Genomic DNA, 25,462 nt, shown 5'->3' with positions numbered 1-25,462 from the left:
GCCTGAATCAGCTTGCGCTGACCGTCAGCCCTTCCCGCGGGCAATACGTGAGGCTCTGCCCTCCCAGCCGCAGAGCCCGCCCGTCGGCGGGCAGCAGCAGGACCCGGACCGAGCCGAGCCACGCAGAGCCCTTCCACGCTTCTGGCGTGAAAGCGGCCTCCTGAGCTGCGTCCGTCAGCCTCTCCGACCAACCCGGAAGCCGGATCGCCTGGTCCAGGACCCTCTCGACCACCGCCGGCTCCGGCAACCGGTCCAGCGGCACCGATCCCTCCGCGCCCTGGGAGACAGGAAAGGCCGTCCCATCGGTATCTCCGGCGCGCAGCAAGATGACCTCCAGCGAAGGCTGGCCGAGCCGGACCAGCGCCTGCACCTGCGGGGTGTTCTCGTCGTCATCGCCACTGAGCGCGCCGACATCGTGCAGATCCGCCAGGGTTTCCACGGCGTGCGGATTCTTCAGCGCGATCTGCCGGGCCTGGTCGGCCATCCGCTCCCGCTTGTCCTCGTCCGCCTGCGCGGCGGCGGCCAGCTCCTCCTGCCAGGAGTCCGGCCCCAGCGTCTCGGTGCCATAGACGCGGTTGACGAGCCTCGGGATATCCCCGGGCAACTCCAACGTCGCACAATCGCGCAGTGCCGCAGCGGTGCGCCACAGCAGATGCTCCCCGTAGACCGTGCGCGATCCCCTGGGCACCTGTGGGGGCGCGCACGGACGGTCCTGGTAACCGGCCACCACCACCCGAGCATCCCTCATCAACTGTGGTCGACTGACGGCCGGATGGCGGTGTTCACGGCCGATCCGCTGGAACAGCAGGTCGATCGGGCACAGGTCGGTGATCAGTCCGTCGAAGGAGACATCGAGGGACTGCTCGACCACCTGGGTGGCCACCACGACGTGCGGCATCGGCCGCGTACCCTCAGGCCCGAACCGCTCCACCAACCCGGTCTCCAGCCGCCGGCGGTCTGCCACCGTGAACCGGGCATGCATGAGCGTGACCGCCTCAACGCCCAACGCACGCCTCAACTCCTCAGCCAATTCCTGTGCGCGAGCGACCGTGTTGCGGATGACCAGCAGGCAACCCCCACCCGCCACCAGCTTCTTCGCCTCGTCGGCGACCGTGGTCACGTCCGGCTCCGGCAACATCGCCACCTTCACCGGCAGCCGGCGGTCCGTCGCCGCCGCAACGACCCACGGCGACTCCCCCTCGCCCGCCGTGGCGGGAGCGTCCACCCAGGTCAGACGCGGATAGACGGCATCGTCCATCACCTCCGTAGGACGTCCGGCATACGCTTGCACCAGTTCGGCGCGCTGCTTGGCCGGGAGCGTCGCCGACAACAAGACCACCGGCACTCCGCAGGCCCCCAGCCACGCCAGCACTCCGTGCAGCAGACCCGACATGTAGGCGTCGTAGGCGTGCACCTCGTCCAGGACCACGACCTTGCCGGCCAGGCCCAGCATCCGCACCGACACATACCGAGAAGCCAGCCCCGCCAGCAGCAGCTGATCGACGGTGGCCACCACCACGGGCGCCAACAGCGCCCGATAGCGCCCAAGAATCCACTTCGAGCCGACCGCGCCCGCACCACACCCCTCCGCCTCCACAGCGGCGTGCAGCAGCGCCCGGTAGTCCTCCTGCCGGGCCGCCTTGCCGTGCGCAAGGGCCACCGTCGTATCAGCACCCTGCCGCTCCAGCCACTTCAGCACCCGGCGGAAGATCTGGTTCGCCGTGGCCTGCGTCGGCAGCCCGAAGAAGACGCCGTTGGCACCCAGTCGAGCGGCAAGCACCTCCGCCGCCCCCAAGGCTGCCTCGGTCTTCCCCTCCCCCATCGGCGCCTCGATCAACATCAAGCCCGGCCCGGTCACCGAGCACGCCAACTCATAAACCGCCCTCTGCACATCCCGAGGCGCCGTCACCTCGAAACGTGAGCCGAACAACCCCTGGGCGCCCATCCTCACGCTGGCGGAGTCGGGCGTCCAAGCCGCCCGTACTCCCATGACCTCGCCGGCGCGTCCCACGCGGGAGGCGGACGTGTCCAGGTAGCCGTCCGGAAGCCGGCCCTCGTAGGGGAAGAGATCCTCGTTGCTGGCCAGCCAGTCCGCCAACGTCACAGCGCCGGCCTGCACCAACTGCGCCGCCACCGACGGCAAGCTCCTGCTCCACTCCTCGTGGTACCGCGCAGCTCCGCTACCCATGACGGCCGCCTCGTGGACCTCGGCCTGCAACGGCTTCCACGCCCCCGTCCCACGACGCTTCGGCTTCACCCTCTCCCCCAGCCAGCCCACACCGGGGAAGATGCCGTGATGTCCGGCCAAGGTCAGGGCCACGAACTCGGCTGCAGCAGGATCCCACCCGTCATCGCAGAGGAACTCGTACACCAGGCGCCCGGACAACCATCCGTGCGGGAGTACGCCCTTCACGGACAGATCGACGGCCAGACCCGCGGCCACCAGATCAGCACGCCGCTGCCCATCCAACCCGGCAAAGGGAGGCGTCGCCTTGCCCAGGTCGTGATCAGCCGCCAGCCACGACAAACGCGCCCGCGCCGACTCCCCGCACCCGTCTAGATCATCGGCCAGAAGCCGGCGTACCCGCTCCGCCAAGAGGTGATCCCACAGCCATCCACCTGCATGTCCGCTGTCCCACACATGCGCGATCAGCGAATGCCACGACGCACCAGGAGGTACCTCACGCCCCCACCCCTTACGCCATGTCTTCGCCCACAACAGCCGCCCCAACTCCGAAACCACCAACGCCAGCCTCCTCCCAGACTCCCCACAGTCCTACCGGCCACCACTGACACCCCGCCCCCGAAGCCACCACCCGCGACAACCGCCCGGCAAACAGCGCTACCGTGAACAAGCCAGCCGACGCCACACAGCACCGGCACCGCACCACACGCACCTTGATAACGAAATAGCAAAGACCCCACAAAAGCGCAGGCCGCGAAGGGTCCGCTCCGCGCAGGCGGAGATGCTCCGTCACCAGGTTCATTACGGGCGTAGAAGTTGTGGTCCGCTCCGCGCAGGCGGAGATGCTCCGTGGTGATTGCCAGTACTCAGAGGATCCCTTGAGTCCGCTCCGCGCAGGCGGAGATGCTCCGCTCCTCACCTCCATGAGGTGATCGATTTGGGCGTCCGCTCCGCGCAGGCGGAGATGCTCCGGACCACAGCGTCTACGGCGAGACCGCACAGACGTCCGCTCCGCAGGCGGAGTTGCTCCGGTGTCGGCGGCAATGGGCGGGTTGCGCATCGTGTCCGCTCCGCGCAGGCGGAGATGTACCGTACGGGGGCGTGCCGCCGTGCACCGAGACTCGGTCCGCTCCGCGAAGGCGGAGATGCGCCGCAGCGCGTCCGCGCCGCCCTGATAACGCCCGAGTCCGCTCCGCGCAGGCGGAGATGTTCCGCGGGGTCGCAGCATCGGCCTGTCGTTCGTGACGCCCGCTCCGCACATGCGGAGGTGCTCTGCGGAATGGGCACGAATCCGCCGAGGCTCGGATGTCCGCTCCGCGCACGCGGAAATGTTCCGGACTCCGGCGTGCTGCTGGAACTCGCGGCGAATTCCGCTCCGCGCAGGCGGAGATGTGCCGTCGACGGTCAACCGGCGCATGATGGTCGGCCCTGTCCGCTCCGCGCAGGCGGAGATGAGCCAGCCGCCGCAGTGCTGCGGAACATCCGGGTTCGGTTCGCTCCGCACAGGCGGAGATGTACCGTACGGGGGCGTGCCGCCGTGCACCGAGACTCGGTCCGCTCCGCGCAGGCGGGGATGTATCGAAGTCGATCTCGTCGGCCTCCTCTTCGGAGAAGTCCGCTCCGCGCAGGCGGAGATGTGCCGTTGTCCATGCCACCCTCCCCAATTCGGCTTCTGTCCGCTCCGCACAGGCGGAGATGTGCCGGTGGTGCGCCATGTCCTGCGCGGGGGAACCGTGCCCGCTCCGCGCAGACGGAGATGCGCCGGTCGGCGCACTGTTCCTCACACGCACCGCCTCGTTCGCTCCGTGAAGGCAGAGATGTGTCGTACGTGCTGGCCGAGCCCGCCCAGCCCGGGCTGGTTCGCTCCGCGGAGGCGGAGATGTGCCGCGCCGTACGTCGCGCGCTTTCTCCAGGCAAAGGTCGGCTCCGCGCAGGCGGAGATGTACCGGCGGAGAGCGGCGAGACGACGACCGTGTCGTAGTCCGCTCCGCGCATGCGGAGATTCTCCGGAACAGAAGGAGAGTGGCGAGGGCGAATGGGCGCTGGCTCCGCGCAGACGGAGATGTGCCGCCGTTGGGTTTCTCCAACTGCGTGCTCACCGAGTCCGCTCCGCGCCGGCGGAGATGCTCCACAGCGCTACCTCAAGCCGGGCCTGTTCCAGGATTCTGCTCCGCATACGCGGAGATGTTCCGGTCGGGGACGAAAGCGGCCCCATCGTCGGGTAGGGCGCTCCGCGTACGCGGAGATGCTCCATCCGAGACCTGGGTCGCCCCCAGTCACGACCGGTGTCCTTCGCGTCTGCGGAAATGATCCGGAGGCTCGGTCCAACAGCAGGGGCATAGCCATGCCAGCTCCGCGCGTGCGGAGAGTTTTACCTGCCCTCCGCCCTCGCGGACGGCATCAAACACGAGCTATCCCGCAGCCTCCTCCCAGACCCCCACAGTCCTACCGGCCACCACTGACACCCCGCCCCGAAGGCACCACCCGTGCCAACCGCCCGGCAAACAGCGCTACCGTGAACAAGCCAGCCGATGCCACACAGCACCCGGCACAGACCCACACGCACCTTGATAACGAAAGAGCAAAGACCCCACAAAAGCGCAGGCCCCAAAGGGTCCGCTCCGCGCAGGCGGAGATGCGCCGGTCCTCGCGCAGCATCGCGTCGATGAAGCCCTGTCCGCTCCGCGCAGGCGGAGATGCGCCGACCACCGGGTGTTCGCCAGTACCGTGCTGGGGGTCCGCTCCGCGCAGGCGGAGATGCGCCCGCCAGTCCGGCCACGGCAGGCTCAGGGAGATCGTCCGCTCCGCGCAGGCGGAGATGCGCCGATGGGCGGCGTCGGCGGGGTAATGACGAAGCTGTCCGCTCCGCGCAGGCGGAGATGCGCCGAAGGTGCTCATGGTGTACCCCAGCACGTCGTCGTCCGCTCCGCGCAGGCGGAGATGCGCCGCCGAGCTGTTCTTCGTCACGGCTGACATGACGGTCCGCTCCGCGCAGGCGGAGATGCTCCGGACAGGGCTCAGGGCGTCACCGTGCACACCGGGTCCGCTCCGCGTAGACGGAGATGCCCCGCGGGAGGGCACGCAGACCAACCTGTGGGCAGAGTCCGCTCCGCGTAGGCGGAAATGCTCCGGCTATCCGCCGCATCCGTGATCCCGACGCCGCGTCCGCTCCGCGTAGGCGGAGATGCTCCGAACTTCGAGCCGTCGGCGATGCGGCCGTACTGGTCTGCTCCGCGTAGGCGGAGATGTACCGGCGGCGATGGCACGATGGATATCGCTGTGGGGTCCGCTCCGCTCAGGCAGAGTTAGCGCCGACAGACCTGTCCACCCCGCTTCCAGAGGGGCAGCGCCTTGGGTGGCACGCAACTACATCATCAGCGTGGGTACCCCCGTGGAGCGGCTGCTCAGACGCCTCCGGTGACCACCCAGCTCTGGGATTTTTCAGGGACTTTCAGCTCTGCCAGAGGGACTTTCGAGGGACTTTCGGCTGCCCAAAGCGGCAAGCGCGTGAAAGGCCGGAAAGAGCCTCCGATGCAGGTCAGAGGCCCTTTCCGGGATGAAGTCCCAGGTGGGGCGGAAGAGACCGGCCTATACGCCGGGAACAGGCCAACACCCCACCGACATCACGTCTCCATGGGCACGTCAGGGCCTAAGACACCAGTTCAGCGCATGCTGAAAGCCTGCGGGCCCATGATTAACTGAATGCTGAGCCGACTTCTCCGAGTTCACGCCGCAAGCTGCAGATCTCCCGGCGCAGCGGATTCCCGTTCCACGATCGAGAAGGCTGGGTGCACATAGCTGACAGTCATCCCGGACCTCGTTGTGACAACCTTGCGTTGCAGACGTATCTCCATCCGCGCCTTGGCGTTGGCACGCTCCATGGCATCGGCTGCGGCACTCAATGATTCGTAAAACGTCCACGAAGACGACGAGAGGCCGAACAAACCCGCATCCGGAGCCGCCGCGAGCCGAAATGTGAGACGAGCATCCGGTTTGGGGCCGCGACCGGACCGGGCTGCCGCTTTACGCGCGAACGCCGACTCAGGGCAGCCGCACGGATGACCGACGCTATCCATCGGCGCGAGGAAGGCGGATCCGTTACAGACATGGATTGGATCGTGCCGCTCCCCCAACACCAGGTGATTGATCACAGACGATGGGCCATCGACAGTCACCGCGATCGCGTCCTTTTCCAGCACCACTTCAAAGGTTCCCGGTTTCCGGTTGCAGCTTCGAGGACGTCCGCCGTAGAGCCCAGTCACCAGTGCTGCCACCTCTTCGCCCTGTGTCGTCAGCAGCCATCCCGGGCAAGCCACGGGTTGCCCATCTTGCCGTTCTTCCTCGGCCCGGAATCGGCCAACGATCGTCCCGGATCCAATACCTTCAGCCACCATGTCACCCCTACACACGATCACGAGTCAGGGTCCGATGGTCAAAGAAAACCAGGGTTAGGCGAAGCCGGGATTATCGTGTAGTGGCCTCAGCTACGGAGCACCAGACGGATTTCGTTCCGGGCCATGCATGATGCCGGCTACGAAGCGGACCGGAGCCCCGGCTGGGAAGAGGGTGACCCGGACGCCGAAGTCCATGAGGATCTCCTTTCGGGCCTGGACATCGAGCGCCTTGTCCCAGCGGTCTGCGACCGTCTCTCCGGTTGGCCGCTGGACCATGCCGGGCGAACGCCGCGGTTCGGCCTCCAGGGCCGCCAGTTCGCGCCCCAACGCGGCGTACCGCTCCCGGAACCACTGCGCGTCGTCGGCATCGTCGTACAGACCGGCCTCGCGGTCCGCCCGAAATCGCTCCCGCGTCGCCTGTACTTCAGCTATGCGTTCCGGCACCCCATTGCCGGGGTCGTAGACGGTCTCGAAGATCGCGCCATCGCCGAAGTTCTGCAGGAACCATTCCTCTACATACTCCTCCAGGAGATGGTCACGTATCAGGGGCGCGGGGCGGCAGTCCTGTGCGCTCAGCCACCCCTTGTTCCGGGCCGTGCACGCGTAGCGCGGCGGCGCATCGGCAGAGGTCTGCGTGAACAGCCTGTGGTGACACTGCCCGCAAAGCGCCATCTCCGTCAGCAGATAGCTGCGGTTCGATCGGCGCCCCTTCCATGGCGTCTCCTTGGCGGTGAGAGCCTTCTTCAACGCCTCATGCGTCGCCCGGTCCCACAGGCCCTCGCAGAGACGTACGGGGTTGCCCTCCTGATCGATGACGGGCTTGCCGCTGTGCATCAAGTAGCCCAGCGCCGCCTCAGAGAGAAGGATGTTCTTCAGGCTCGTCGGGTGCCACGGCCGGCCACGTGACGGCTTCCCGTACATCACGGCCAAGTGATCGACGGGGGCCAACTCACCAGCACGGTTCAATCGAGCCGCCTCGCTGCTGGGCGTATTGTGCTCAGGGTCGGCCAGGATGCGACGAGCGACGAGCCTGATCACGGTCGAGGCGTGCGGGTGCAGTTCGACGTGGTCGATCTTGCCGCCCATCACCACCCGGACGTAGCGGAAACCGTACGAGGGCTTGCCCTTGGGGCGTCCGGCAGCACGCGTCTTGACGGTGGCGTTGCGGTTCCGGCGCTGGATGGCACGCAGTTCCATCTGCGCACCCCACGCCTCCATGGTGAAGCGGTTCTCGTCCACCTGGTCGTCGAGATCCCACGGGCCGTCGTGACCATACGTGACGAGTAGCTTTCCCTCGTCGCGCATCTTGTAGCCGGTGTTCAGGCAGTCGACGACATTGCGGCCGAGCCGGTCCACGGCTGCGGCGACGAGGCCGTCGTATGGGCCCCTCTCGTCACGCAGCCACGGGCCGAGCTTGGGCCGGGTCATCGGGTCCGTGGCTCCGGACACCTCCCAGTCGTCGGCCCAGCCGATGATGTGGCCGCCGACAGATGCGGCGGCAGTCAGAACGTCCTCCCGTTGGCGCTCCGGGGACGATGTGGCCAGCTTCATGCGGGACAGCCGCCGCACGCCAAGCAGGCACTTGCCGCATCCGTCATAGGGGCGTTCGATCATGTTCAGGTCCGTACCGCGCAAAGCTTCTCCGTTTCGGGCACGCAGGGTACGGAGATTTCGCGGCCACCCCCAGGACGATCTTGGTCAGCCTAGGAAGCTCAGTCGAACCTTACGGTTGACATTAGAGATGTTGGTGTCGACCAGGCATACCGACTGCCAGGTGCCGAGGGTGAGGGTGCCGGACAGGACCGGGAGGGTGGCGTGTGGGGGGACGAGGGCGGGGAGGACGTGGTCGCGGCCGTGACCGGGGGTGCCGTGGCGGTGGTGCCAGCGGTCGTCGGCCGGGAGGAGGTCGTGGAGTGCGGCGAGGAGGTCGTCGTCGCTGCCGGCGCCGGTCTCCAGGAGGGCGACGCCCGTCGTTGCGTGGGGTGTGAAGACGTTCAGCAGGCCGTCGCGGCCCCGGGCCACGTCGCGCAGGAAGGCGACGCAGTCACGGGTCAGGTCGTGGACGGTCTCCGTGGTGCCGGTGTGTACGTCGATTTCTCGTGTCGTGAAGGTTGCAGCCATGGGGCGATTTTCGCAAAGGGGAGGGGGTGGACCCCGGAGGTGCGCGGGACGCTTCGCCGGCCGGGCCGCACACGAACGCCAGACAGTCCCGACCGCCACCACGTCATGGCCGGTCAATGTTGCGGTAACAAAGGTCCGGGGGACGAGACGGGGGTTTGACCGGCTCTGCGGGCGGCGCTACGTTCGTCGGCATGTCTACGTCAGCCCTGCTCACCACGCGCGGTCACATCGACCTGCTGCGGGTGGCGTCTGCCGCGTGTTGTCACCGCGGCCGCTGTTGCTGACGTTCGTTTCGTTCCAGGCGGTTCGGCTCGGTTCCGTGATGCTCGGTTCCGTGATGCTCGGTTTCTGTGGGGTTCGCTGAGGGTCCCTGCTGGGCCGGGGTCGGGCGTTGCGCCGGCGGGTGTCCGCGGGCGTTCGGGTGCGTACGGGTGTGTCTGCGTCCGGGCGGGATGCGCCGACTGGCGTCGTGTGGCTCGGGGCCGGGTACCTGGATCCTCTATGTCTGGGGTTGTCGATGAGTGGTGGGGCTGTGGAGTTGTCCCGGGTGGTGCCTGTCTCGGGGCGGCGGTGGAGGGTGCCGCGGTGGGTACGGCGGGCCGTGGGGCCGGTCGGGCTGGTCGTGGTGTGGCAGCTGCTGAGCGGCAGCGGGGTGCTGTCGGCGGACCTGCTGGCGTCGCCGGTGGACATCGCCCGTACGGCGGGCGGCATGCTGGCGGACGGGACGTTGCCGTCGGCGATGGGGGTGTCGCTGCAACGGGTCGTTGTGGGGCTGGTGTCGGGCGGGCTGGCGGGGGTCGGGCTGGCGTTGGTCTCGGGGCTCTCGCGGCTGGGTGAGGACCTGGTCGACGCGACCGTGCAGATGTTGCGGTCGATTCCCTGGGTGGGGGTGGTCCCGCTCTTCATCATCTGGTTGGGAATCGGCGAGGCGCCGAAGATCGCGCTGATCGCGGTCGGGGTGGCGTTCCATCTCTATCTGAACGTGTACGCCGGGATCCGGGGTGTGGACGCGCAGTTGGTGGAGGCCGCAACGTCGCTCGGGCTGGGGCGGTGGGGGTTGATCCGGCATGTGGTACTGCCCGGGGCGTTGCCCGGTGTCATGACCGGGCTGCGGTACGCGTTGGCCACTGCCTGGCTGGCGCTGGTCTTCGGTGAGCAGGTCAACGCCGACGACGGGCTGGGCTTCCTGATGAACCAGGCACGGGAGTTCTTCCGTACCGATGTGATCGTCGTGTGTCTGGTGGTCTACGCGGTTCTCGGGCTGCTCGCCGATTTCCTTGTCCGTACGCTCGAAAGGCTGTTGTTGCAGTGGCGACCGACGTTCACGGGGCAGTGAGCCCCCTCGGCGTGGGCGCGTCCCTCACGCCCACCACTGTCCAGTCGTCCGCGTCGTCCACGTGGTCCGACCCGCCCCCGTCGCCCGCGCCCTCGCCGTCGGCGGCGGTGGCCGGTGGTGCGGTGCGGGTGGACGGGCTGGTGCGGGAGTTCGCCGGGCGGCGGGTGGTCGACGGGCTTCGACTGCGCGTCGAGAAAGGTGAGTTCGTTGCGCTGCTCGGGCGCAGTGGGTGTGGGAAGTCGACGCTGTTGCGGGTGCTCGCGGGGCTCGATCGGGAGATCGAGGGTGAGGTGCTGGTGCCGCGACGCAGGGCGGTGGCGTTCCAGGCACCGCGCCTGATGCCTTGGAAACGGGTCTGGCGGAACGTGGTGTTGGGACTGCCCGGTCGGGCCGAACGCACGGTGGCGGAACGGGCGTTGGCGGAGGTCGGCCTCGGGCGTCGGGTGGATGCCTGGCCGAAGACGCTGTCCGGCGGTGAGGCGCAGCGGGTGTCGTTGGCGCGGGCCCTCGTGCGCGACCCGGATCTGCTGCTGCTCGACGAGCCGTTCGGCGCGTTGGACGCGCTGACCCGGATCACGGCACAGCGGCTGGTGGCCGAGCTGTGGCAGGAGCGCGGGTGCGCGGTGCTGCTGGTCACCCATGACGTGGAGGAGGCGCTGCTGCTGGCCGACCGGGTGCTGGTCATGGAGGACGGCAGGATCGCCTACGAGACGGCGGTGGATCTGCCCCGGCCGCGGGATGTCACGGACCCACGGTGTGCGGCGCTGCGCACCCGGCTGCTCGGCCGCCTGGGCGTGGCCGGAGCGGACGGTGTGACGGAGGCGGCGGAAGACGCCGACACGAAGCCGGCGGCCGGCAGGCCGCAGCCGCACGACGGCGATACGGAAACAACGGAAACAACGGAAACAAGCGATACGGAAACAGCGGACCGCACCCCGGCACCCGCCCACGGCGAAACGGACACCCCATGACAACCGCACCCAGCACCCACCGGTCGCCCGGTCGTCGTCGGGTTCTCCTCGCGTTGACGGCGCTGCCCCTCCTCCTGGCGTCGACGGCCTGCGGGGGTGCCGCGCGCGCCGGCGGGGGCGGGGTCGGCGGACACACCGACGGGAAGGGGGCGACGACGCTGAACGTCGGGGATCAGAAGGGGGGTTCGGAGGCGATGCTGCGGGCGGCGGGCGAGCTGGACTGTCTGCCGTACACGATCAGGTGGTCGACGTTCACCTCGGGGCCGCCGCTGCTGGAGGCGATCAACGCGGGGGCGGTGGACGTCGGGGCGGTGGGCAACACCCCGCCGGTGTTCGCGGGGGCCGCGCACTCGAAGATCAAGGTGATCGCGGGGTCCCACAGCCGGTCGGACGGTGAGGCGATCCTGGTGAGGAAGGACTCTCCGCTGACGTCCCCGGCGCAGCTGAAGGGCAGGTCCATCGCGGTGGCGCAGGGCAGTTCGGCCAACTACCAGCTGGTCGCGTCGCTGAACGCGGCGGGGCTGTCGCCGAAGGACGTCACGCTGAACTTCCTCCAACCGGCGGACGCGCTGGCCGCGTTCACCCGGGGCAAGGTCGATGCCTGGGCGGTGTGGGACCCGTACACCTCGCAGGCGCTCGACCAGGCAGACGCACGGGTGCTGACGACGGGTCAGGGGCGGGTGAACGGGCTGAGCTTCCAGGTGGCGGCGCCCGCCGCGCTGGCCGACGGGGCGAAGTCCGCGGCGCTGAAGGACTACACGGTGCGACTGCGGCGGGCCCAGGACTGGGTGTTCCGGCACCCGGCGGTCTGGGCGGAGGTCTGGGCGAAGGCGACCGGGATGCCGGAGAAGGTGGCGCTGGACGCGGTCCGGCGCACCCGGGGGACGGCGGTGCCGGTGGCCGTGGACAAGGACGCCGTCGCCTCCGAGCAGCGCATCGTGGACACCTTCGCGGCGCTGAAGCTGATCCCGCGTTCCTTCGACTTCGGGGAGTTGGTCGATCCCCGCTTCAACAGCGGTCTGCCGCCTTCGGGCACGGCACCGCGCATCTACGGAAAGGCCCGGTGACATGTCCGTACACCTGCATTGGTTCCTGCCGACCGGCGGCGACGGGCGGACGCTCGTCGACCGGCACGCCTACACCGACGGGGGCGTCCGGCGGGACCGGATCACCCCGGTGAGCGGGGTGCGCGCCCCGGACGTCGGGTATCTGACGCAGATCGCAGGAGCCGCCGAGCAGTTGGGGTTCGAGGCGGTGCTCACCCCGACCGGTACGTGGTGCGAGGACGCCTGGCTGACGACGATGGCGCTGTCGCAGGTCACCGAGCGGCTGAAGTTCCTGGTGGCGTTCCGGCCGGGGGTGATCTCGCCGGTGCTGGCCGCGCAGATGGCCGCCACGTTCCAGCGGGTCTCGCGGGGGCGGCTGTTGCTGAACGTGGTGACCGGCGGGGACTCCACCGAGCAGAAGCGGTTCGGGGACCACCTCGGCCATGATCAGCGGTATGCGCGGACGGACGAGTTCCTCCAGGTCGTGCGGGGGGTGTGGAGCGGCCGGCCGTTCGACTTCCGGGGGGAGCACTACGAGGTCGAGGGCGGGCTGACGGCGCTGCCGCCGGATCCGCTGCCGGAGATCTTCTTCGGTGGGTCGTCGGCGGCGGCCGGGCCGGTGGCCGCGCGGAACGTCGATGTCTATCTGACCTGGGGCGAGCCGCCGGAGCAGGTGCAGCAGAAGATCGACTGGATTCGCGGGCTGGCGGAGCGGGAGGGGCGGACGGTCCGGTTCGGGATCCGGCTGCACACCCTCTCGCGGGACTCGTCGAAGGAGGCGTGGGCCACCGCGGACCGGCTGCTGGACGACCTCGATCCGGACACCGTCGCCGCGGCGCAGCAGGCGCTGGGCCGGAGCGAGTCGGTGGGGCAGCAGCGGATGCTGGCCTTGCACGGCGGCTCGCGCGACAAGCTGGAGATCTCGCCGAACCTGTGGGCCGGCGTGGGCCTGGTGCGGGGCGGTGCGGGGACCGCGCTGGTCGGGAGCCATGCGGAGGTGGCGGACCGGATCGAGGAGTACCACGCGCTGGGCATCGAGCACTTCGTGCTGTCCGGGTATCCGCACCTGGAGGAGGCGTACTGGTTCGGCGAGGGGGTCCGGCCGGAGCTGGCCGCGCGGGGGCTGCTGGCGGCCGGGCCGGCGCCGCTGGCCGGGGTGCCGGCGGCGAACGGGCGGCCGGCCTCGGCTCCCGGTGGTGCGCCACTGCTGGTGTCCGGCGGGCGCTGAGCCGGGCGGCCGGCCCGGCAAGCGGCCGGGACGGGTGGGGTCGGCGGGAAGATACCGACTCCACCCCGAGTTGGTAGAAACATGAACTACACCGGGGTGCGGAAGATCGAGGTCGTGGTGATCGGCGCCGGACAGGCGGGCCTGGCGGCCGCCTTCCACCTGCGGCGCACCGGCCACCGGCCGGATGCCGACTTCGTCGTCCTCGACCACTCACCGCTCCCCGGCGGTGCCTGGCAGTTCCGGTGGCCGACCCTGACCTACGACAAGGTGCACGGGATGCACGCGCTGCCGGGCATGGCGCTGACCGACGCCGATCCGGCGCGGCCGTCGGCCGAGGTGATCGGCGGCTACTTCGCGGCGTACGAGCGGCGGTTCGGGCTGCGGGTGCACCGGCCGGTGAGCGTCACCGCGGTGCGGGACGCCGGCGACGGGCGGCTGCGGGTGGAGACCTCGCGGGGGACGTACGCGGCGCGGGCGGTGATCAACGCGACCGGCACCTGGGACCGGCCGTTCTGGCCGCGGTTCCCGGGGCAGGAGCGCTTCCGCGGACGGCAGCTGCACAGCGCGCAGTACCGCGGCCCCGAGGAGTTCCGCGGTGCCCGGGTGGTGGTCGTCGGGGGCGGCACCTCGGCCGTCCAGCAGCTGCTGGAGATCGCCCCGGTCGCGGCGGCGACGACCTGGGTGACCCGGCGGCCGCCGGTGTTCCGCACCGGGCCGTTCGGCGCGGACGAGGGGCGGGCCGCGGTCGCGCTGGTGGCGGAGCGGGTCCGGCAGGGGCTGCCGCCGCGCAGCGTGGTCAGCGTGACCGGGCTGCCGATGACCGAGGCGGTCCGGCAGGCCCGGGAGAGCGGCGTCCTTGCGCGGCTGCCGCTCTTCGACCGGATCACGCCGGACGGGGTGGCCTGGGACGACGGGCGGAGTGTGGAGGCCGATGTGGTGCTCTACGCGACCGGCTTCCGGGCCGCCGTCGACCATCTGGCGCCGCTGCGGCTGCGCGAGCCGGGCGGCGGCATCCGCATGGCCGGGACCCGGGCGGTGCGCGACCCCCGGGTGCACCTCGTCGGCTACGGACCCTCCGCCAGCACCATCGGCGCCAACCGGGCCGGCCGGGCCGCGGTCCGGGAGATCCGGCGGCTGCTGGCCGGGACCCCGGACCCGGACGTTACGGGCCCGCGCCCGGCCGACGGCCTCGTCGGGGGCGCCGGCTACGCGGCCGGGGCGGCGGTCTCCCCCATCGGGACGCGGCCGAGCTCCGACGCCCGCAGTCGGGCGTAGCCGGGGCGGATCACCTCGTTGATCAGGGCGGTCCGCTCGTCGAAGGGGAGGAAGGCGGCCTTGGCGGCGTTGACGGTGAACTCCTCCAGCTCGGCGGTGCCGTAGCCGAAGGTGTCCCGCAGGTGCACGAACTCCTGGGTCATGGTGGTGCCGCTGACCAGGCGGTTGTCGGTGTTGAGGCAGACCCGGAAGCCGAGCCGGCGGAGCAGGTCGACGGGGTGCTCGGGGTAGCTAGCGGCGGCACCGGTCTGGAGGTTGGAGGTCGGGCAGATCTCCAGGGCGATCCGCATGTCGCGGACGTAGGAGGCGAGCCGGCCGAGGGTGACCCGGCCGTCGGCGCCGACGGTGAGGTCGTCGGTGATGCGGACGCCGTGGCCGATGCGGTGGGCGCCGCAGCGCAGCACCGCCTCGTGGATGGACTCCATGCCGACCGCCTCGCCGGCGTGGACGGTGACCCGGGCGCCCTCGGCGCGGAGGTAGTCGAAGGCCTCGGCGTGCCGGGCGGCCGGGTTGCCGATCTCGCCGCCGGCGATGTCGAAGCCGGCCACACCGCGGTCGCGGTGGGCGACGGCGAGCCGGGCGATCTCCAGCGAGCGGTCGGCGTGCCGCATGGCGCACAGCAGCGTGCCGATCCGGATGCGGCGGCCGGCCGCCGCGGCGCGGCGCTCGCCCTCCCGGAAGCCGTCGTTGACCGCCTCGACGACCTCGTCGAGGGTGAGCCCGCCGGCCAGGTGCTGCTCGGGGGCGTAGCGGACCTCGGCGTGGACGACGCCGTCGGCGGCCAGGTCCTCGGCGCACTCGGCGGCGATCCGGGACAGCGCCTCGCGGGTCTGCATCACGGCGCAGGTGTGCGCGAAGGTCTCCAGATACCGCTCCAGGGAGCCGGAGTCGGCGGCGTCCCGGAACCACACGGCCAGCGCGGCGGGGTCGGTGGTGGGCAGGTTCCGGTAGCCGACGGCCGCGGCCAGCTCGATGATCGTCTCCGGGCGCAGCCCGCCGTCGAGGTGGTCGTGGAGGAGCACCTTCGGGGCGCGGCGGATCCGCTCCCGGTCGAGGACGTGCGGGGACTGCGTCGGAAGCTTGTCAGACAAGGTCATGGGGCGGGAGTATGACACGTCCCGCCGCCACCCGGCGACCGGATCCCGGCGGACGGTCGGGAGGCGCGGCGTCCGGGCCGGTCAGCGGGCCTGCCACACGGGGAGGGCGGGGGCGCCCGGCGGCAGCATGTGCTTGGCGGCCAGCAGCGGCGTGCGGTCCAGCCGTACGACCTGGGTGACCAGGACGCCGGGGGTGTCCGCGGGGCGACCCAGCTGGGCGCCGCGCTGCCGGCCGAGAGTGGTGGCCACGATGGTGCTGCTGCCGGTCAGCGGCAGTCCGCGCCCGGCGTCCAGCACCAGGCCCAGCAAGGACGACGCGTTCCCGCCGGGGCCGTCGAACGCGGCGACGGCGTCCGGCAGCAGCTCCGCCAGCGTCTCGTCCGAGGCCCACTCCTGGGTCAGGCAGGCCGGGATCCCGGCGACCTCGATCACGCTCTCCCAGAAGCGCACCTCGCCGCGGGCCGGCAGGACCAGGTGCTGGGTGGAGAAGTCGGTGGGCTCCTCGTGGGTACGGGCCAGCGGCACCGTCACCGCCTGTCCGCCCTCCCCGAGCAGCTGCTCCACCGGCTTGAGGAACTCGAAGCCGCGCGGCGGGAGATGGTGGCTGACGGTGCGGCCCACCCCGCGCCGGACGCTGATCACGCCGTCCTCCTGGAGCAGGATCAGCGCCTCGCGCAGCGCGGGGCGGCTCACGCCCAGTTCGGCGGCGAGCCGGGGCTCGGTCGGCAGGGTGGAGCCCGGCGGATAGCTGCCGGCGCGGATGGCCTCGACCATCCGCTCGTAGAGCGCGACGACCGGGCGCCGCCGGGGCCGGGCCGGGGTGCTCCCCCGGTCCTGTTGTCTGCCAGCCATCTCCGTCTCCCCGCGTCCGTGGTCCGACCGCCCGCACCGCGCCCGGGACGGGCGCACACCGCCAGTTTCCCACTGGCCAGGGGGCGATGGCCGGGCGGCCCGACACCGGCGAGCGGAGTCACCGAACCGGGTACGCCGCCGGACGAGCCCTCTTGTCTGACAACTAACCCGCACCCTCAACCCAATGAGAACAAGCGAACGGCCGATCGAGTGTTCGCCGGAAAGCGTGGTCGATCACGGAACGGCTTCCCAGTCGCACCGGCGACGGGTGATGCTTACGAGGCGCAAGCGACGGGCTGCAGACCGTTACGGCGCCTCCGGTCGACATCCCTTGCTGGGCCGGGGAGTTGGTCCCACACTTCGCTAGGAGACAGAACCAGATGAACATCATCACCAGCCTGCTTGCCGGCATCGTCCACCTCGTGGGCTGGCTGGTCTGACGCACTTGCCGCACCGCGGGGCGCCGCTCCTCCTCGTCCCAGGAGGAGCGGCGCCTTCCGCGTGCCCGGGGCCCGACCGACGCGGCGGGCCCGGCACTTCGCCGATGGGCGGCTACTGCGCCAGCGGCCTGCGCGCGGTCTCCGGGAGCGCCAGGTAGACGAAGAAGGACACCAGGCAGAGCAGCGCCACGTACCAGGGGAAGAGGTCCGGGTGGCCGGCCTGCTTGAACCAGGTGCCGACGTAGGGGGCGGTGCCGCCGAAGAGCGCGACGGTCAAGGAGTACGGGAAGCCGATGCCGGCGGCGCGCACCCGCGCCGGGAAGACCTCGGCGTTCACCGCGGCGGCGACCGAGGTGTAACCGGTGAGCAGCACCATCCCGGCGCACTGCACCAGCAGGAGCGAGACGAAGGCGTCGGTGACCAGGTGCAGCAGCGGGACGCTCAGCACGGCGAAGCCCAGGCCGAAGGCGAGCAGCAGCGGCTTGCGGCCGATGCGGTCGGAGAGCAGACCGCCCAGCGGCTGGAGCAGCGCGAAGAAGGCCAGCGACAGGGTGCCGACGGTGAGCGCGTCGCCCTTGTCGAAACCGGCGTTGACCTGGGCGTAGGTGGGGAGATAGGTGGTCCAGGTGTAGTACGCCAGGGTGCCGCCGGCGGTGATGCCGCAGATGAGGAGCGACTGGCGGGGGTGGCGGCGCAGGCCCTCGAACAGGCCGGGGCGGGTGGCCCGTTGGGCGGAGTCCGGTGACTCGGGAGCGTCGGCGGCCCGCGGCAGGGTCTCCTGGGCGCCGCGCCGGATCCACAGTCCGAGCAGGCTCAGCAGGGCGCCGACGAGGAACGCGATCCGCCAGCCCCACTGGCCCATCTGGCGCTCGGTGAGCAGCGCGGCGAGCAGCGCCCCGGTGCCGGAGGCGAGCAGCTGGCCGAGGGTGGTGGAGACGTACTGGAAGCTGGAGAACAGGCCGCGCCGGCCCGGTCCGGCGGACTCCACCAGGAAGGTGGTGGACGCGGCGAACTCGCCGCCGACCGACAGGCCCTGCACCAGGCGGGCCACGACCAGCACGATCGGGGCGAGGACGCCGGTGGCCGCGTAGGTGGGGGTCAGTGCGACCAGCAGACTGCCGCCGCCCATCAGCAGGATGGTGAGGGTCAGCGCGGTGCGCCGGCCGTGCCGGTCGGCGACCGCGCCCAGCAACAGCCCGCCGACCGGGCGCATGAAGAAGCCGACGGCGAAGACCGCGAAGGTGGAGAGCAGCGGAACCAGGGAGTTGCCGGCGCCCTTGGGGAAGACCTGGTCGGCGAAGTAGACCGCCAGGAAGGAGTATGCGTACCAGTCGTACCACTCGACGGCGTTGCCGACCGAGGCGGCGGCCAACTGCCGCAGCCGGGACGGCGGACGGGGGCCGTCGGGGACCCGGTCATCGGCTATGGGCTGTGCGCTCGACATCGTCGTTCAGCTCCCGGTCCTTCTCCTCGGCGTGCCGCTGGGGCAGGATGATCCAGGTGATCATGTACCGGTGGGGCGCGTCGCCGCCAGGGGTCACGGCGGCGCGGTCGCGGCCGTGTTGCCGCGGCAATGTCGCGGCAACACGGCCGCAACGCGCCGGCGGTGTCCCGGGCCCGTGGCCGACGCCGGCCGGCGGGCGGGCCGCCGGAGAAGAGCGCGAGGAGGAGGCACCGTGCGGGTAGCGCTGTTCGTCACCTGCATCAACGACACGCTCCGTCCACGGACCGGGCAGGCGGTGGTGACCCTGCTGGAACGGCTGGGCGTCGACGTCGACTTCCCGGAGGAGCAGAGCTGCTGCGGTCAGCCGCAGTTCAACACCGGCTACCGGCACGCCACCGAGCCGCTGGTGCGCCGCTTCGACCGGGCGTTCGCGGACCACGAGTACGTGGTGACCCCGTCCGGGTCCTGCGCGGCGATGGTGCGCGACAACTTCCCCCGGATCGCGGCGCGGGCCGCGGCGGAGGGGCGCGGCCGGGAGCTGGCCGAGGCCGCGGCGCGGGCCGTGCCCAAGACGTACGAACTGACGGAGTTCCTGGTGGACGTGCTGAAGGTGACCGACGTCGGCGCGTACTACCCGCACACCGTCACCTATCACCCCACCTGCCACGGGCTGCGGATGCTGGGGCTCGGCGACCGGCCGCGGCGGCTGCTGGAGCGGGTGCGCGGGCTGACGCTGAAGGAACTGCCGGGCGCCGAGGAGTGCTGCGGGTTCGGCGGGACGTTCGCGGTGAAGAACCCGGCGGTGTCGGCGGCGATGGGCGCCGACAAGGTCCGGGCGGTGACCGGGACCGGTGCGGAGGCGCTCTGCACCGTCGACAACTCCTGTCTGCTGCACCTCGGGGGCATGCTCGTCCGGCAGGGTTCGCCGGTGCGGCCGGTGCACCTCGCGGAGATCCTCGCGAGTACGGAGGCGGACGTGGCGGCGGGCGGCGGCCCGGGCCGGGCGGCCGGCGCGGCGGGAGGCGCCCGATGAGCCGCAGCTTCCTCGGCATGCCGGCGTTCCCGAGGGCCGCGGACGTCTCGACCCGCGACACCCGGCTGCGGGCCAACCTCACCCATGCCACCCGCACCATCCGCGACAAGCGGGCCCGGGCGGTGGCGGAGCTGGACGACTGGGCGGGGCTGCGCGCCGCGGGCGCCGCGCTCAAGGACCGGACGCTCCGTCATCTCGACCGCTATCTGGAACAGTTGGAGGAGTCCGTGGTCGCCGCGGGCGGCCAGGTGCACTGGGCGGCGGACGCCGCGGAGGCCAACCGGATCGTCACCCGGCTGGTCCGGGAGACCGGCGAACGCGAGGTCGTCAAGGTCAAGTCGATGGCGACGCAGGAGATCGGGCTCAACGAGGCGCTGGCCGAGGCCGGCATCCGGGCGTACGAGACGGATCTGGCGGAGCTGATCGTGCAGCTCGGCGACGACCTCCCGTCGCACATCCTGGTGCCGGCGATCCACCGCAACCGCGCCGAGATCCGCGACATCTTCCGCCGGGAGATGGGGAAGTGGGGCCGGCCGGCGCCGGAGGGGCTGTCGGACTCCCCCGCCGAGCTGGCCGAGGCGGCCCGGCTGCACCTGCGGGAGAAGTTCCTCACCGCCAAGGTGGGGATCTCCGGCGCCAACTTCATGGTCGCCGAGACCGGCACGCTGGTGGTCGTGGAGTCCGAGGGCAACGGCCGGATGTGCCTGACCCTGCCGGAGACCCTGATCTCGGTCGTCGGCATCGAGAAGACCGTGCCGACCTGGCAGGACCTGGAGGTCTTCCTCCAGTTGCTGCCGCGCTCCTCCACCGCCGAGCGGATGAACCCGTACACCACCACCTGGACCGGGACCACGGACGGCGACGGGCCGCGCACCTTCCATCTGGTGCTGCTCGACAACGGGCGGACGGACACCCTGGCCGACACCGTCGGGCGGCAGGCGCTGCGCTGCATCCGCTGTTCGGCGTGCCTGAACGTCTGCCCGGTCTACGAGCGGGCCGGCGGGCACGCCTACGGATCCCCCTACCCGGGGCCCATCGGCGCCATCCTCACGCCCCAACTCCGCGGCATGGCAGGTCCGTTGGAGCAGTCGCTGCCGTACGCCTCGTCGTTGTGCGGGGCGTGCTACGAGGTGTGCCCGGTGGCCATCGACATCCCCGAGGTGCTGGTGCACCTGCGGGAGCGGGTGGTGGAGGGCGGGCCGGTGACCCGGGGCGGGGCCCGGGTCGTCCTCAAGCCGGCCCGGGGGCACGCCGCGGAGCGGGCCGCGATGCGCGCCGCCGCCTGGGCGTTCGACCACCCGGGCGCGCTGCGCGGCGGGATGCGGCTGGCGGCCCGGACCCGGCGGCTGCACCCGCGGCGGCTGCCGGGGCCGGGCCGCGCCTGGTCCGACACCCGCGCGCTGCCGGCGGTGCCGGCCGAGTCGTTCCGTGACTGGTGGCGGCGCACCCGGGGCGCGAACGGTAACTCCGAGACGGGAGGCGTCGAGTGAGCAGCAGGGACGTGGTGCTGGCGCGGGTCCGGCGGGCGCTGGCCGATGTGCCGCGCGGCGAGGGGCCGCACGATCCGCCGGTGCCCCGGGACTACCTCCGGGTGCACGGCTCCCGGACGACCGAGGAGACCGTGGAGCTGCTGGCGGAGAACCTCGCCGACTACCGGGCGGTGGTGCACCGCTGCGCGCCCGGCGAACTGCCGGCGCTGATCGGCCGGCTGCTGGCCGAGCGCGGGGCGCGGACGGTGGTGGCGCCGACCGGGCTGGATCCGCGGTGGCTGTCCGCCGCCGAGGTCACCGTGCTTCCGGACCGGGCCGGCGACACCGCGCGGGAACTGGACGCGGTGGACAGCGTGGTGACGGGATGTGCGCTGGCGGTCGCGGAGACCGGCACGCTGGTGCTGGACGCCGGCCCGGACCAGGGCAGCCGCCGGATCACCCTCGTCCCGGACCATCACCTCTGTGTGGTGCGGGTGCCCGGGCAGGTCGTCGGCTCGGTGCCCGAGGCGCTGCCGCGGCTGTCGCCGGAGCGCCCGCTGACGTGGATCTCCGGGCCGTCCGCCACCAGCGACATCGAACTCGACCGGGTGGAGGGGGTGCACGGGCCGCGGACGCTGGAGGTGGTCCTGCTGGCGGAGGAGGGCGGGAGCTGAACCCGGCCGGGCCGGCCGGCGCGGAGGGTGACCCTGTCGGTGGTACGCACCGGATGCGTACCACCGACAGGTGTCTGGGTACCCCTCGCGCCGCTCGGCAGACTCCTGGTCATCGCCACCGAGCAGATGACCGAGAGGCAGGCAGCACCCCATGAACAGCAACGACGACTCCCCGGTGTGGCAGTCCGGTTGGGCCACGGCCGTGCAGCGCCCCAGCGAGGGGTTCCACAAGAACTGGGCCGAGGAGGGCTTCGCGGACCAGACGGTGCGGCAGACCGTACGGGTCACCGGGGCGGGGACCCGGGCCCGGATCCGGCTCTCCAACCGCTACGGGACCGCGCCGCTGGAGGTGTCCGGGGCCAGTGTCGCCCGGGCCGGTGACGGGGCGGCGGTGGCGCCGGGTTCGGTGCGGCCGCTGACCTTCGGCGGCGCGGAGTCGGTGCGGATCCCGGCGGGCGGCGAGGTCGTCAGCGATGCGGCGGAGGTGACGGTGGCGGCGCTGGAGTCACTCACCGTGTCGCTGTACTTCGCCGGGCCGACCGGTCCGGCGACATTCCACGCGCAGGCGTGGGCCACCGCGTACCGGGCCGCCGGCCAGCAGCTGGGCGAGGCGGATCCGGCGGTCTTCGGGGAGACCACCGTGTCGTGGTACTACCTGGCCGCGGTGGAGCTGGCCGACGGCGGCCCGGCGGAGCGGGACACCGTGGTGCTCTTCGGCGACTCGCTCACCGACGGCTTCGGCTCGACCGTCGACGCCGACCGGCGCTACTCGGACGCGCTGGCCGAGCGGCTGGCCGCCGAGGGCCGTCCGCTGCGGGTCCTCAACCTCGGCATCGGCGGCAATCTGCTGCTGAACGACGCGCCGTATTTCGGCGAGCGGGCCGGGGCGCGGTTCGGCCGGGACGTGCTGGCGCAGCCGGGCGTGCGGTCGGTGGTCGTCCTGGTGGGCCTGAACGACATCGGCTTCAGCGAGGTCGACCTGCCGACGTACAAGCCGAACCCGGACCACTCCGTCGAGCAACTGATCGCCGGATACCGGGAGTTGATCGACCGGGCGCACGCGGCGGGGGTGCGGGTGGTCGGCGGGACGATCATGCCGTTCAAGGGGTCGGAGTACCACACGCCGGCCGCGGAGGCGAAGCGCCGGGCGGTCAACGACTGGATCCGGACCGGCGGCGCGTTCGACGCGGTGGCCGACTTCGCGGCGGCGCTGGCGGACCCGGCCGACCCGGACGCGCTGCTGCCCGCCTACGACAGCGGGGACTTCAAGCACCCGGGCGACGAGGGCTACGCGGCGATGGCGCGGGCGATCGACCCGGCCGTGCTCTGACCACCGCCCGGCCCCTCGCCGTGCCCCTTCCCGGGACGCCCCCGGGACGCCCCCCCGGTCCCGGTCACACCAGGACCCCGGGGGCGCGGCCGTCGTCGCCGGCACCGGCCGGACCGGCCGGGTCGTCCGCCGGGTCCGGGCGGGTGTCGCGGCGGACCAGGGCGGCGTAGCGGCCGTCGGCGGCCAGCAGTTCGTCGTGGGTGCCGCGTTCGGCGATCCGGCCGCCGTCCAGGACGACGATCTGGTCGGCGTCCCGGACCGTGGAGAGACGGTGCGCGATGGTGAGCGTGGTGCGGCCGGCGGAGAGCGCGTCGACGGCCTGCTGGACGGCGTGTTCGGTACGGGTGTCCAGGGCGCTGGTGGCCTCGTCGAGGACGAGCACCGGCGGGTCGCGCAGGAGGGTGCGGGCGAGGGCCAGGCGCTGCTTCTCGCCGCCGGAGAAGCGGTGGCCGCGTTCGCCGACGACGGTGTCGTAGCCCTCGGGGAGGGCCGCGATGTGGTCGTGGATCTGGGCGATGCGGGCGGCGCGCTCGATCTCCTCGTCGGTGGCGTCGGGCTTGGCGAAGCGGAGGTTCTCGGCGACCGAGGCGTGGAAGAGGTAGGTCTCCTGGGAGACCACGCCGACGGCCCGGGCCAGGGTGTCGAAGCCGAGGTCGCGGACGTCGGTGCCGTCGAGGGTGACCCGGCCGCCGGTGACGTCGTAGAGGCGCGGGACGAGGTAGCTCAGGGTGGTCTTGCCGCTGCCGGTGGCGCCGACGACGGCGAGGCTGGTGCCGGCCGGGACGGTGAGGTCGATGCCGTCGAGGGTGGGGGCGGCCTCCGGGTCGTAGCCGAAGGTGACGTTCTCGAAGCGGATCTCGCCGCGCGGGGCGGGGAGTCGGACGGGTTCGGCCGGCTCGGTGAGGGTGACCGGCAGGTCGAGGTATTCGAAGATGCGCTGGAAGAGCGCGAGCGAGGTCTGCATCTGGACGCCGGTGGTCAGCAGGGAGACGGTGGGGCGCAGCAGGCCCTGCTGGAGGGAGACGAAGGCGACCAGGGTGCCTATGGAGAAGACCGGGCCGCCGAGTTGGAGGACCAGGCCGGCCGCCCAGTAGATGAGCGCGGGCATGGCGGCCATGACGATGCCGATGGTGGCCATCCGCCAGCGGCCGGCCATGTTGGCGCGGACCTCCAGGTCGACCAGGCGCTCGGACTCGGCGGCGAAGCCGCTGGTGAGCGAGTCGGCACGGCCCATGGTGCGGCCGAGCAGCACACCGCTGACCGAGAGGGACTCGGTGACCATCGCGGACATCGCCGCCATCTGCTTCTGCCGCTTGGTGGTGATCTTCTTGCGTTCGTTGCCGACCCGGCGGCTGATCCAGACGAAGAGCGGGAGCAGCAGCAGCGAGACGACGGTCAGCCGCCAGTCGAGGGCGACCATGGCGACGACGGTGGCGGTGACCGAGGTGAGATTGGAGACCAGGGACGTGGCGGTGGAGGTGACGGTGGCCTGCATCCCGCCGATGTCGTTGGCGATCCGGGACTGGACCTCGCCGGTGCGGGTGCGGGTGAAGAACGCCAGCGGCATCCGCTGGAGCTTGGCGTAGACGGCGGTGCGCAGGTCGTGCATGACGCGCTGGCCGACGGTGGTGGAGATCAGGGTTTGCAGGACGCCGAAGACGCTGGTGGTGACGGCGGTGGCGATCATGCCCAGGGCGAGCAGGGTCAGCAGTCCGGTGCGGCGGCCGGGTATGGCGACGTCCAGGATCTCCCGGAGCAGGAACGGGGAGGCCACCGAGACCAGGGAGGAGGCGGCGACGAGCAGGCCGACCAGGGCCAGCCGGCCGCGGTAGGGGCGGAACAGCGCGAGGATCCGCCGCAGCTGGACCGGGGCGTCCGGGTCCTTGGGCGGCGGCGTCCAGTTCGGTTCTTCGGGGCGCATGGGCTCCTTCGAGGGGGGAGGGTGGGAAGCAGGGGGCTGGCGGGATCCAGGGGCGGGACGGATCGGAACTTTGCCGAGCCTAGCTCATTGTTACCTATACTCACAATGAATCTTGTCCTGTACTCTGTGGCCATGCCCTCCCCCGAGCCGTCGGCCGGCGCCACCGAAGCCAACGTGGCCGAGCAGCTGGTGCGGCTGACCCGCCGGATGCAGCGTGCCCAGAAGCGCCACATGGCCCACCTGGACCTCGCCGTCACCCCCGCGCAGTCCCGTCTGCTGCGGATCGTCGGCCACTGCCGCGACACCCCGCCCCGGATGGCCGACCTCGCCGAGCGGCTGGAGGTGGTGCCCCGGGCGGTGACGACACTGGTGGACGCCCTGGAGGCGAACGGCACGGTGCGCCGGGTGCCCGACCCGGCCAACCGCCGGGTGGTGCGGATCGAACTGACCGACACCGGCCGGTCCGCGCTCCGGGCGTTGCGCGGCGCGCGCCGGGCCGCCGCGGAGGAGATCCTGGCTCCACTGACCGCCGCACAGCGCGAGCTGCTCGGCGGCCTGCTCGCCACCCTCGTCGACGGACCGGGTGAACCGCACCGACCCGACGCACAGACCTGACGCACTGGCCTGCCGCGCCGTCCGACGCGCA

20 protein-coding genes and 2 CRISPR repeat arrays are annotated in these 25,462 nt (G+C 71.4%); of the genes, 11 read left to right on the top strand and 9 right to left on the bottom strand.

The genetic code is table 11. The annotated features are described in order from the left end of the window. Positions 1–7: 7 nt before the first annotated feature. The 4 genes from cas3 to K2224_RS28655 all read right to left on the bottom strand — a co-directional run bounded on the left by cas3 (position 8) and on the right by K2224_RS28655 (position 8,700). The gene (gene cas3 / locus K2224_RS28670; protein ID WP_260693876.1) at positions 8–2,743 is read right to left on the bottom strand and encodes a CRISPR-associated helicase Cas3'; all 2,736 of its coding nucleotides are present in this window, start codon (positions 2,741–2,743) and stop codon (positions 8–10) included. Between the two features lie 202 nt (positions 2,744–2,945). Next, positions 2,946–4,494: direct repeats of the CRISPR family, unit length 29 nt; unit sequence GTCCGCTCCGCGCAGGCGGAGATGCTCCG. 305 nt (positions 4,495–4,799) lie between these two features. Beyond that, positions 4,800–5,494: a CRISPR direct-repeat array (repeat unit 25 nt; unit sequence GTCCGCTCCGCGCAGGCGGAGATGC). A 416-nt stretch (positions 5,495–5,910) separates the two neighbouring features. Then, on the bottom strand, positions 5,911–6,579 hold the full coding sequence (locus K2224_RS28665; protein WP_221910104.1) for a hypothetical protein: 669 nt from the start codon (positions 6,577–6,579) through the stop codon (positions 5,911–5,913). A gap of 90 nt (positions 6,580–6,669) precedes the next feature. Continuing rightward, positions 6,670–8,193 (bottom strand): recombinase family protein, encoded by a 1,524-nt coding sequence (locus K2224_RS28660; RefSeq protein ID WP_260693536.1) that lies wholly within the window; start codon positions 8,191–8,193, stop codon positions 6,670–6,672. Positions 8,194–8,277: 84 nt separating this feature from the next. Next, positions 8,278–8,700 (bottom strand): YjbQ family protein, encoded by a 423-nt coding sequence (locus K2224_RS28655; protein ID WP_221910102.1) that lies wholly within the window; start codon positions 8,698–8,700, stop codon positions 8,278–8,280. A 191-nt stretch (positions 8,701–8,891) separates the two neighbouring features. Here K2224_RS28655 and K2224_RS41765 point away from each other — a divergent pair, with 191 nt between their 5' ends. The 6 genes from K2224_RS41765 (at position 8,892) to K2224_RS28630 (ending at position 14,556) form a co-directional block, all read left to right on the top strand. Next, positions 8,892–8,984, top strand: a complete 93-nt coding sequence (locus K2224_RS41765) for a putative leader peptide (RefSeq protein WP_399020254.1) — start codon at positions 8,892–8,894, stop codon at positions 8,982–8,984. A gap of 233 nt (positions 8,985–9,217) precedes the next feature. Further along, entirely contained in the window at positions 9,218–10,036 is an 819-nt protein-coding gene (locus K2224_RS28650; protein ID WP_221910101.1) for an ABC transporter permease, read from the top strand. Further along, positions 10,009–11,007 (top strand): ABC transporter ATP-binding protein, encoded by a 999-nt coding sequence (locus K2224_RS28645; protein WP_399020251.1) that lies wholly within the window; start codon positions 10,009–10,011, stop codon positions 11,005–11,007. Before K2224_RS28650 ends, K2224_RS28645 begins: the two co-directional genes overlap by 28 nt. Continuing rightward, a complete protein-coding gene (locus tag K2224_RS28640; RefSeq protein ID WP_221910100.1) occupies positions 11,004–12,074 on the top strand; it encodes an ABC transporter substrate-binding protein in 1,071 nt (356 codons plus the stop codon). The genes K2224_RS28645 and K2224_RS28640 overlap by 4 nt, the downstream gene beginning before the upstream one ends. A 1-nt stretch (position 12,075) precedes the next feature. After that, positions 12,076–13,281 carry an LLM class flavin-dependent oxidoreductase gene (locus tag K2224_RS28635; RefSeq protein ID WP_221910099.1) on the top strand — a complete coding sequence of 402 codons (1,206 nt, stop codon included), beginning with the start codon at positions 12,076–12,078 and terminating at the stop codon, positions 13,279–13,281. Positions 13,282–13,362: 81 nt separating this feature from the next. Continuing rightward, positions 13,363–14,556, top strand: coding sequence for an NAD(P)-binding domain-containing protein (locus K2224_RS28630; RefSeq protein ID WP_221910098.1), 1,194 nt, complete (start codon positions 13,363–13,365; stop codon positions 14,554–14,556). On the opposite strand, the gene K2224_RS28625 is transcribed toward K2224_RS28630, so the two are convergent. From K2224_RS28625 to K2224_RS40885, 4 genes are all read right to left on the bottom strand, one after another. Next, positions 14,487–15,653 (bottom strand): adenosine deaminase, encoded by a 1,167-nt coding sequence (locus tag K2224_RS28625; RefSeq protein WP_221910097.1) that lies wholly within the window; start codon positions 15,651–15,653, stop codon positions 14,487–14,489. The genes K2224_RS28630 and K2224_RS28625 overlap by 70 nt on opposite strands. Positions 15,654–15,734: 81 nt before the next feature. After that, positions 15,735–16,505 (bottom strand): GntR family transcriptional regulator, encoded by a 771-nt coding sequence (locus K2224_RS28620; RefSeq protein ID WP_260693535.1) that lies wholly within the window; start codon positions 16,503–16,505, stop codon positions 15,735–15,737. A gap of 552 nt (positions 16,506–17,057) precedes the next feature. Further along, complete coding sequence (locus K2224_RS28615) at positions 17,058–18,389, bottom strand: MFS transporter (protein WP_221910096.1); 1,332 nt, start codon at positions 18,387–18,389, stop codon at positions 17,058–17,060. Then, positions 18,361–18,486 carry a hypothetical protein gene (locus K2224_RS40885; RefSeq protein ID WP_260693534.1) on the bottom strand — a complete coding sequence of 42 codons (126 nt, stop codon included), beginning with the start codon at positions 18,484–18,486 and terminating at the stop codon, positions 18,361–18,363. Before K2224_RS40885 ends, K2224_RS28615 begins: the two co-directional genes overlap by 29 nt. A 135-nt stretch (positions 18,487–18,621) precedes the next feature. Here K2224_RS40885 and K2224_RS28610 point away from each other — a divergent pair, with 135 nt between their 5' ends. From K2224_RS28610 to K2224_RS28595, 4 genes are all read left to right on the top strand, one after another. Then, positions 18,622–19,422, top strand: coding sequence for a (Fe-S)-binding protein (locus tag K2224_RS28610; protein WP_221910095.1), 801 nt, complete (start codon positions 18,622–18,624; stop codon positions 19,420–19,422). After that, entirely contained in the window at positions 19,419–20,912 is a 1,494-nt protein-coding gene (locus K2224_RS28605; protein WP_221910094.1) for a lactate utilization protein B, read from the top strand. The genes K2224_RS28610 and K2224_RS28605 overlap by 4 nt, the downstream gene beginning before the upstream one ends. Next, on the top strand, positions 20,909–21,565 hold the full coding sequence (locus K2224_RS28600; RefSeq protein WP_221910093.1) for an LUD domain-containing protein: 657 nt from the start codon (positions 20,909–20,911) through the stop codon (positions 21,563–21,565). The genes K2224_RS28605 and K2224_RS28600 overlap by 4 nt, the downstream gene beginning before the upstream one ends. Before the next feature lie 151 nt (positions 21,566–21,716). After that, the gene (locus K2224_RS28595; protein WP_221910092.1) at positions 21,717–22,895 is read left to right on the top strand and encodes an SGNH/GDSL hydrolase family protein; all 1,179 of its coding nucleotides are present in this window, start codon (positions 21,717–21,719) and stop codon (positions 22,893–22,895) included. Between the two features lie 64 nt (positions 22,896–22,959). Here K2224_RS28595 and K2224_RS28590 read toward each other — a convergent pair whose 3' ends face one another. Further along, positions 22,960–24,816, bottom strand: a complete 1,857-nt coding sequence (locus K2224_RS28590) for an ABC transporter ATP-binding protein (RefSeq protein ID WP_221910091.1) — start codon at positions 24,814–24,816, stop codon at positions 22,960–22,962. 132 nt (positions 24,817–24,948) lie between these two features. On the opposite strand from K2224_RS28590, the gene K2224_RS28585 reads away from it, so the two are divergent. Continuing rightward, positions 24,949–25,431: a MarR family winged helix-turn-helix transcriptional regulator gene (locus tag K2224_RS28585; protein WP_221910090.1), complete on the top strand. Its 483-nt coding sequence runs from the start codon at positions 24,949–24,951 to the stop codon at positions 25,429–25,431. Positions 25,432–25,462: the final 31 nt, after the last annotated feature.

This window comes from Streptomyces sp. BHT-5-2, assembly GCF_019774615.1.
Taxonomy (GTDB): domain Bacteria; phylum Actinomycetota; class Actinomycetes; order Streptomycetales; family Streptomycetaceae; genus Streptomyces.
Note: the sequence above shows the minus strand (reverse complement) of the source record. Positions and strands in the feature narration are given on the sequence as shown.

Bases quoted from the DNA above. Each gene is read 5' to 3' on its own strand.
- K2224_RS28665 (WP_221910104.1), bottom strand. From the start codon at position 6,579: ATGGTGGCTGAAGGTATTGGATCCGGGACGATCGTTGGCCGATTCCGG.
- K2224_RS28660 (WP_260693536.1), bottom strand. From the start codon at position 8,193: ATGATCGAACGCCCCTATGACGGATGCGGCAAGTGCCTGCTTGGCGTG.
- K2224_RS28655 (WP_221910102.1), bottom strand. From the start codon at position 8,700: ATGGCTGCAACCTTCACGACACGAGAAATCGACGTACACACCGGCACC.
- K2224_RS41765 (WP_399020254.1), top strand. From the start codon at position 8,892: ATGTCTACGTCAGCCCTGCTCACCACGCGCGGTCACATCGACCTGCTG.
- K2224_RS28650 (WP_221910101.1), top strand. From the start codon at position 9,218: ATGAGTGGTGGGGCTGTGGAGTTGTCCCGGGTGGTGCCTGTCTCGGGG.
- K2224_RS28640 (WP_221910100.1), top strand. From the start codon at position 11,004: ATGACAACCGCACCCAGCACCCACCGGTCGCCCGGTCGTCGTCGGGTT.
- K2224_RS28635 (WP_221910099.1), top strand. From the start codon at position 12,076: ATGTCCGTACACCTGCATTGGTTCCTGCCGACCGGCGGCGACGGGCGG.
- K2224_RS28630 (WP_221910098.1), top strand. From the start codon at position 13,363: ATGAACTACACCGGGGTGCGGAAGATCGAGGTCGTGGTGATCGGCGCC.
- K2224_RS28625 (WP_221910097.1), bottom strand. From the start codon at position 15,653: ATGACCTTGTCTGACAAGCTTCCGACGCAGTCCCCGCACGTCCTCGAC.
- K2224_RS28620 (WP_260693535.1), bottom strand. From the start codon at position 16,505: ATGGCTGGCAGACAACAGGACCGGGGGAGCACCCCGGCCCGGCCCCGG.
- K2224_RS28615 (WP_221910096.1), bottom strand. From the start codon at position 18,389: ATGTCGAGCGCACAGCCCATAGCCGATGACCGGGTCCCCGACGGCCCC.
- K2224_RS28605 (WP_221910094.1), top strand. From the start codon at position 19,419: ATGAGCCGCAGCTTCCTCGGCATGCCGGCGTTCCCGAGGGCCGCGGAC.
- K2224_RS28595 (WP_221910092.1), top strand. From the start codon at position 21,717: ATGAACAGCAACGACGACTCCCCGGTGTGGCAGTCCGGTTGGGCCACG.
- K2224_RS28590 (WP_221910091.1), bottom strand. From the start codon at position 24,816: ATGCGCCCCGAAGAACCGAACTGGACGCCGCCGCCCAAGGACCCGGAC.
- K2224_RS28585 (WP_221910090.1), top strand. From the start codon at position 24,949: ATGCCCTCCCCCGAGCCGTCGGCCGGCGCCACCGAAGCCAACGTGGCC.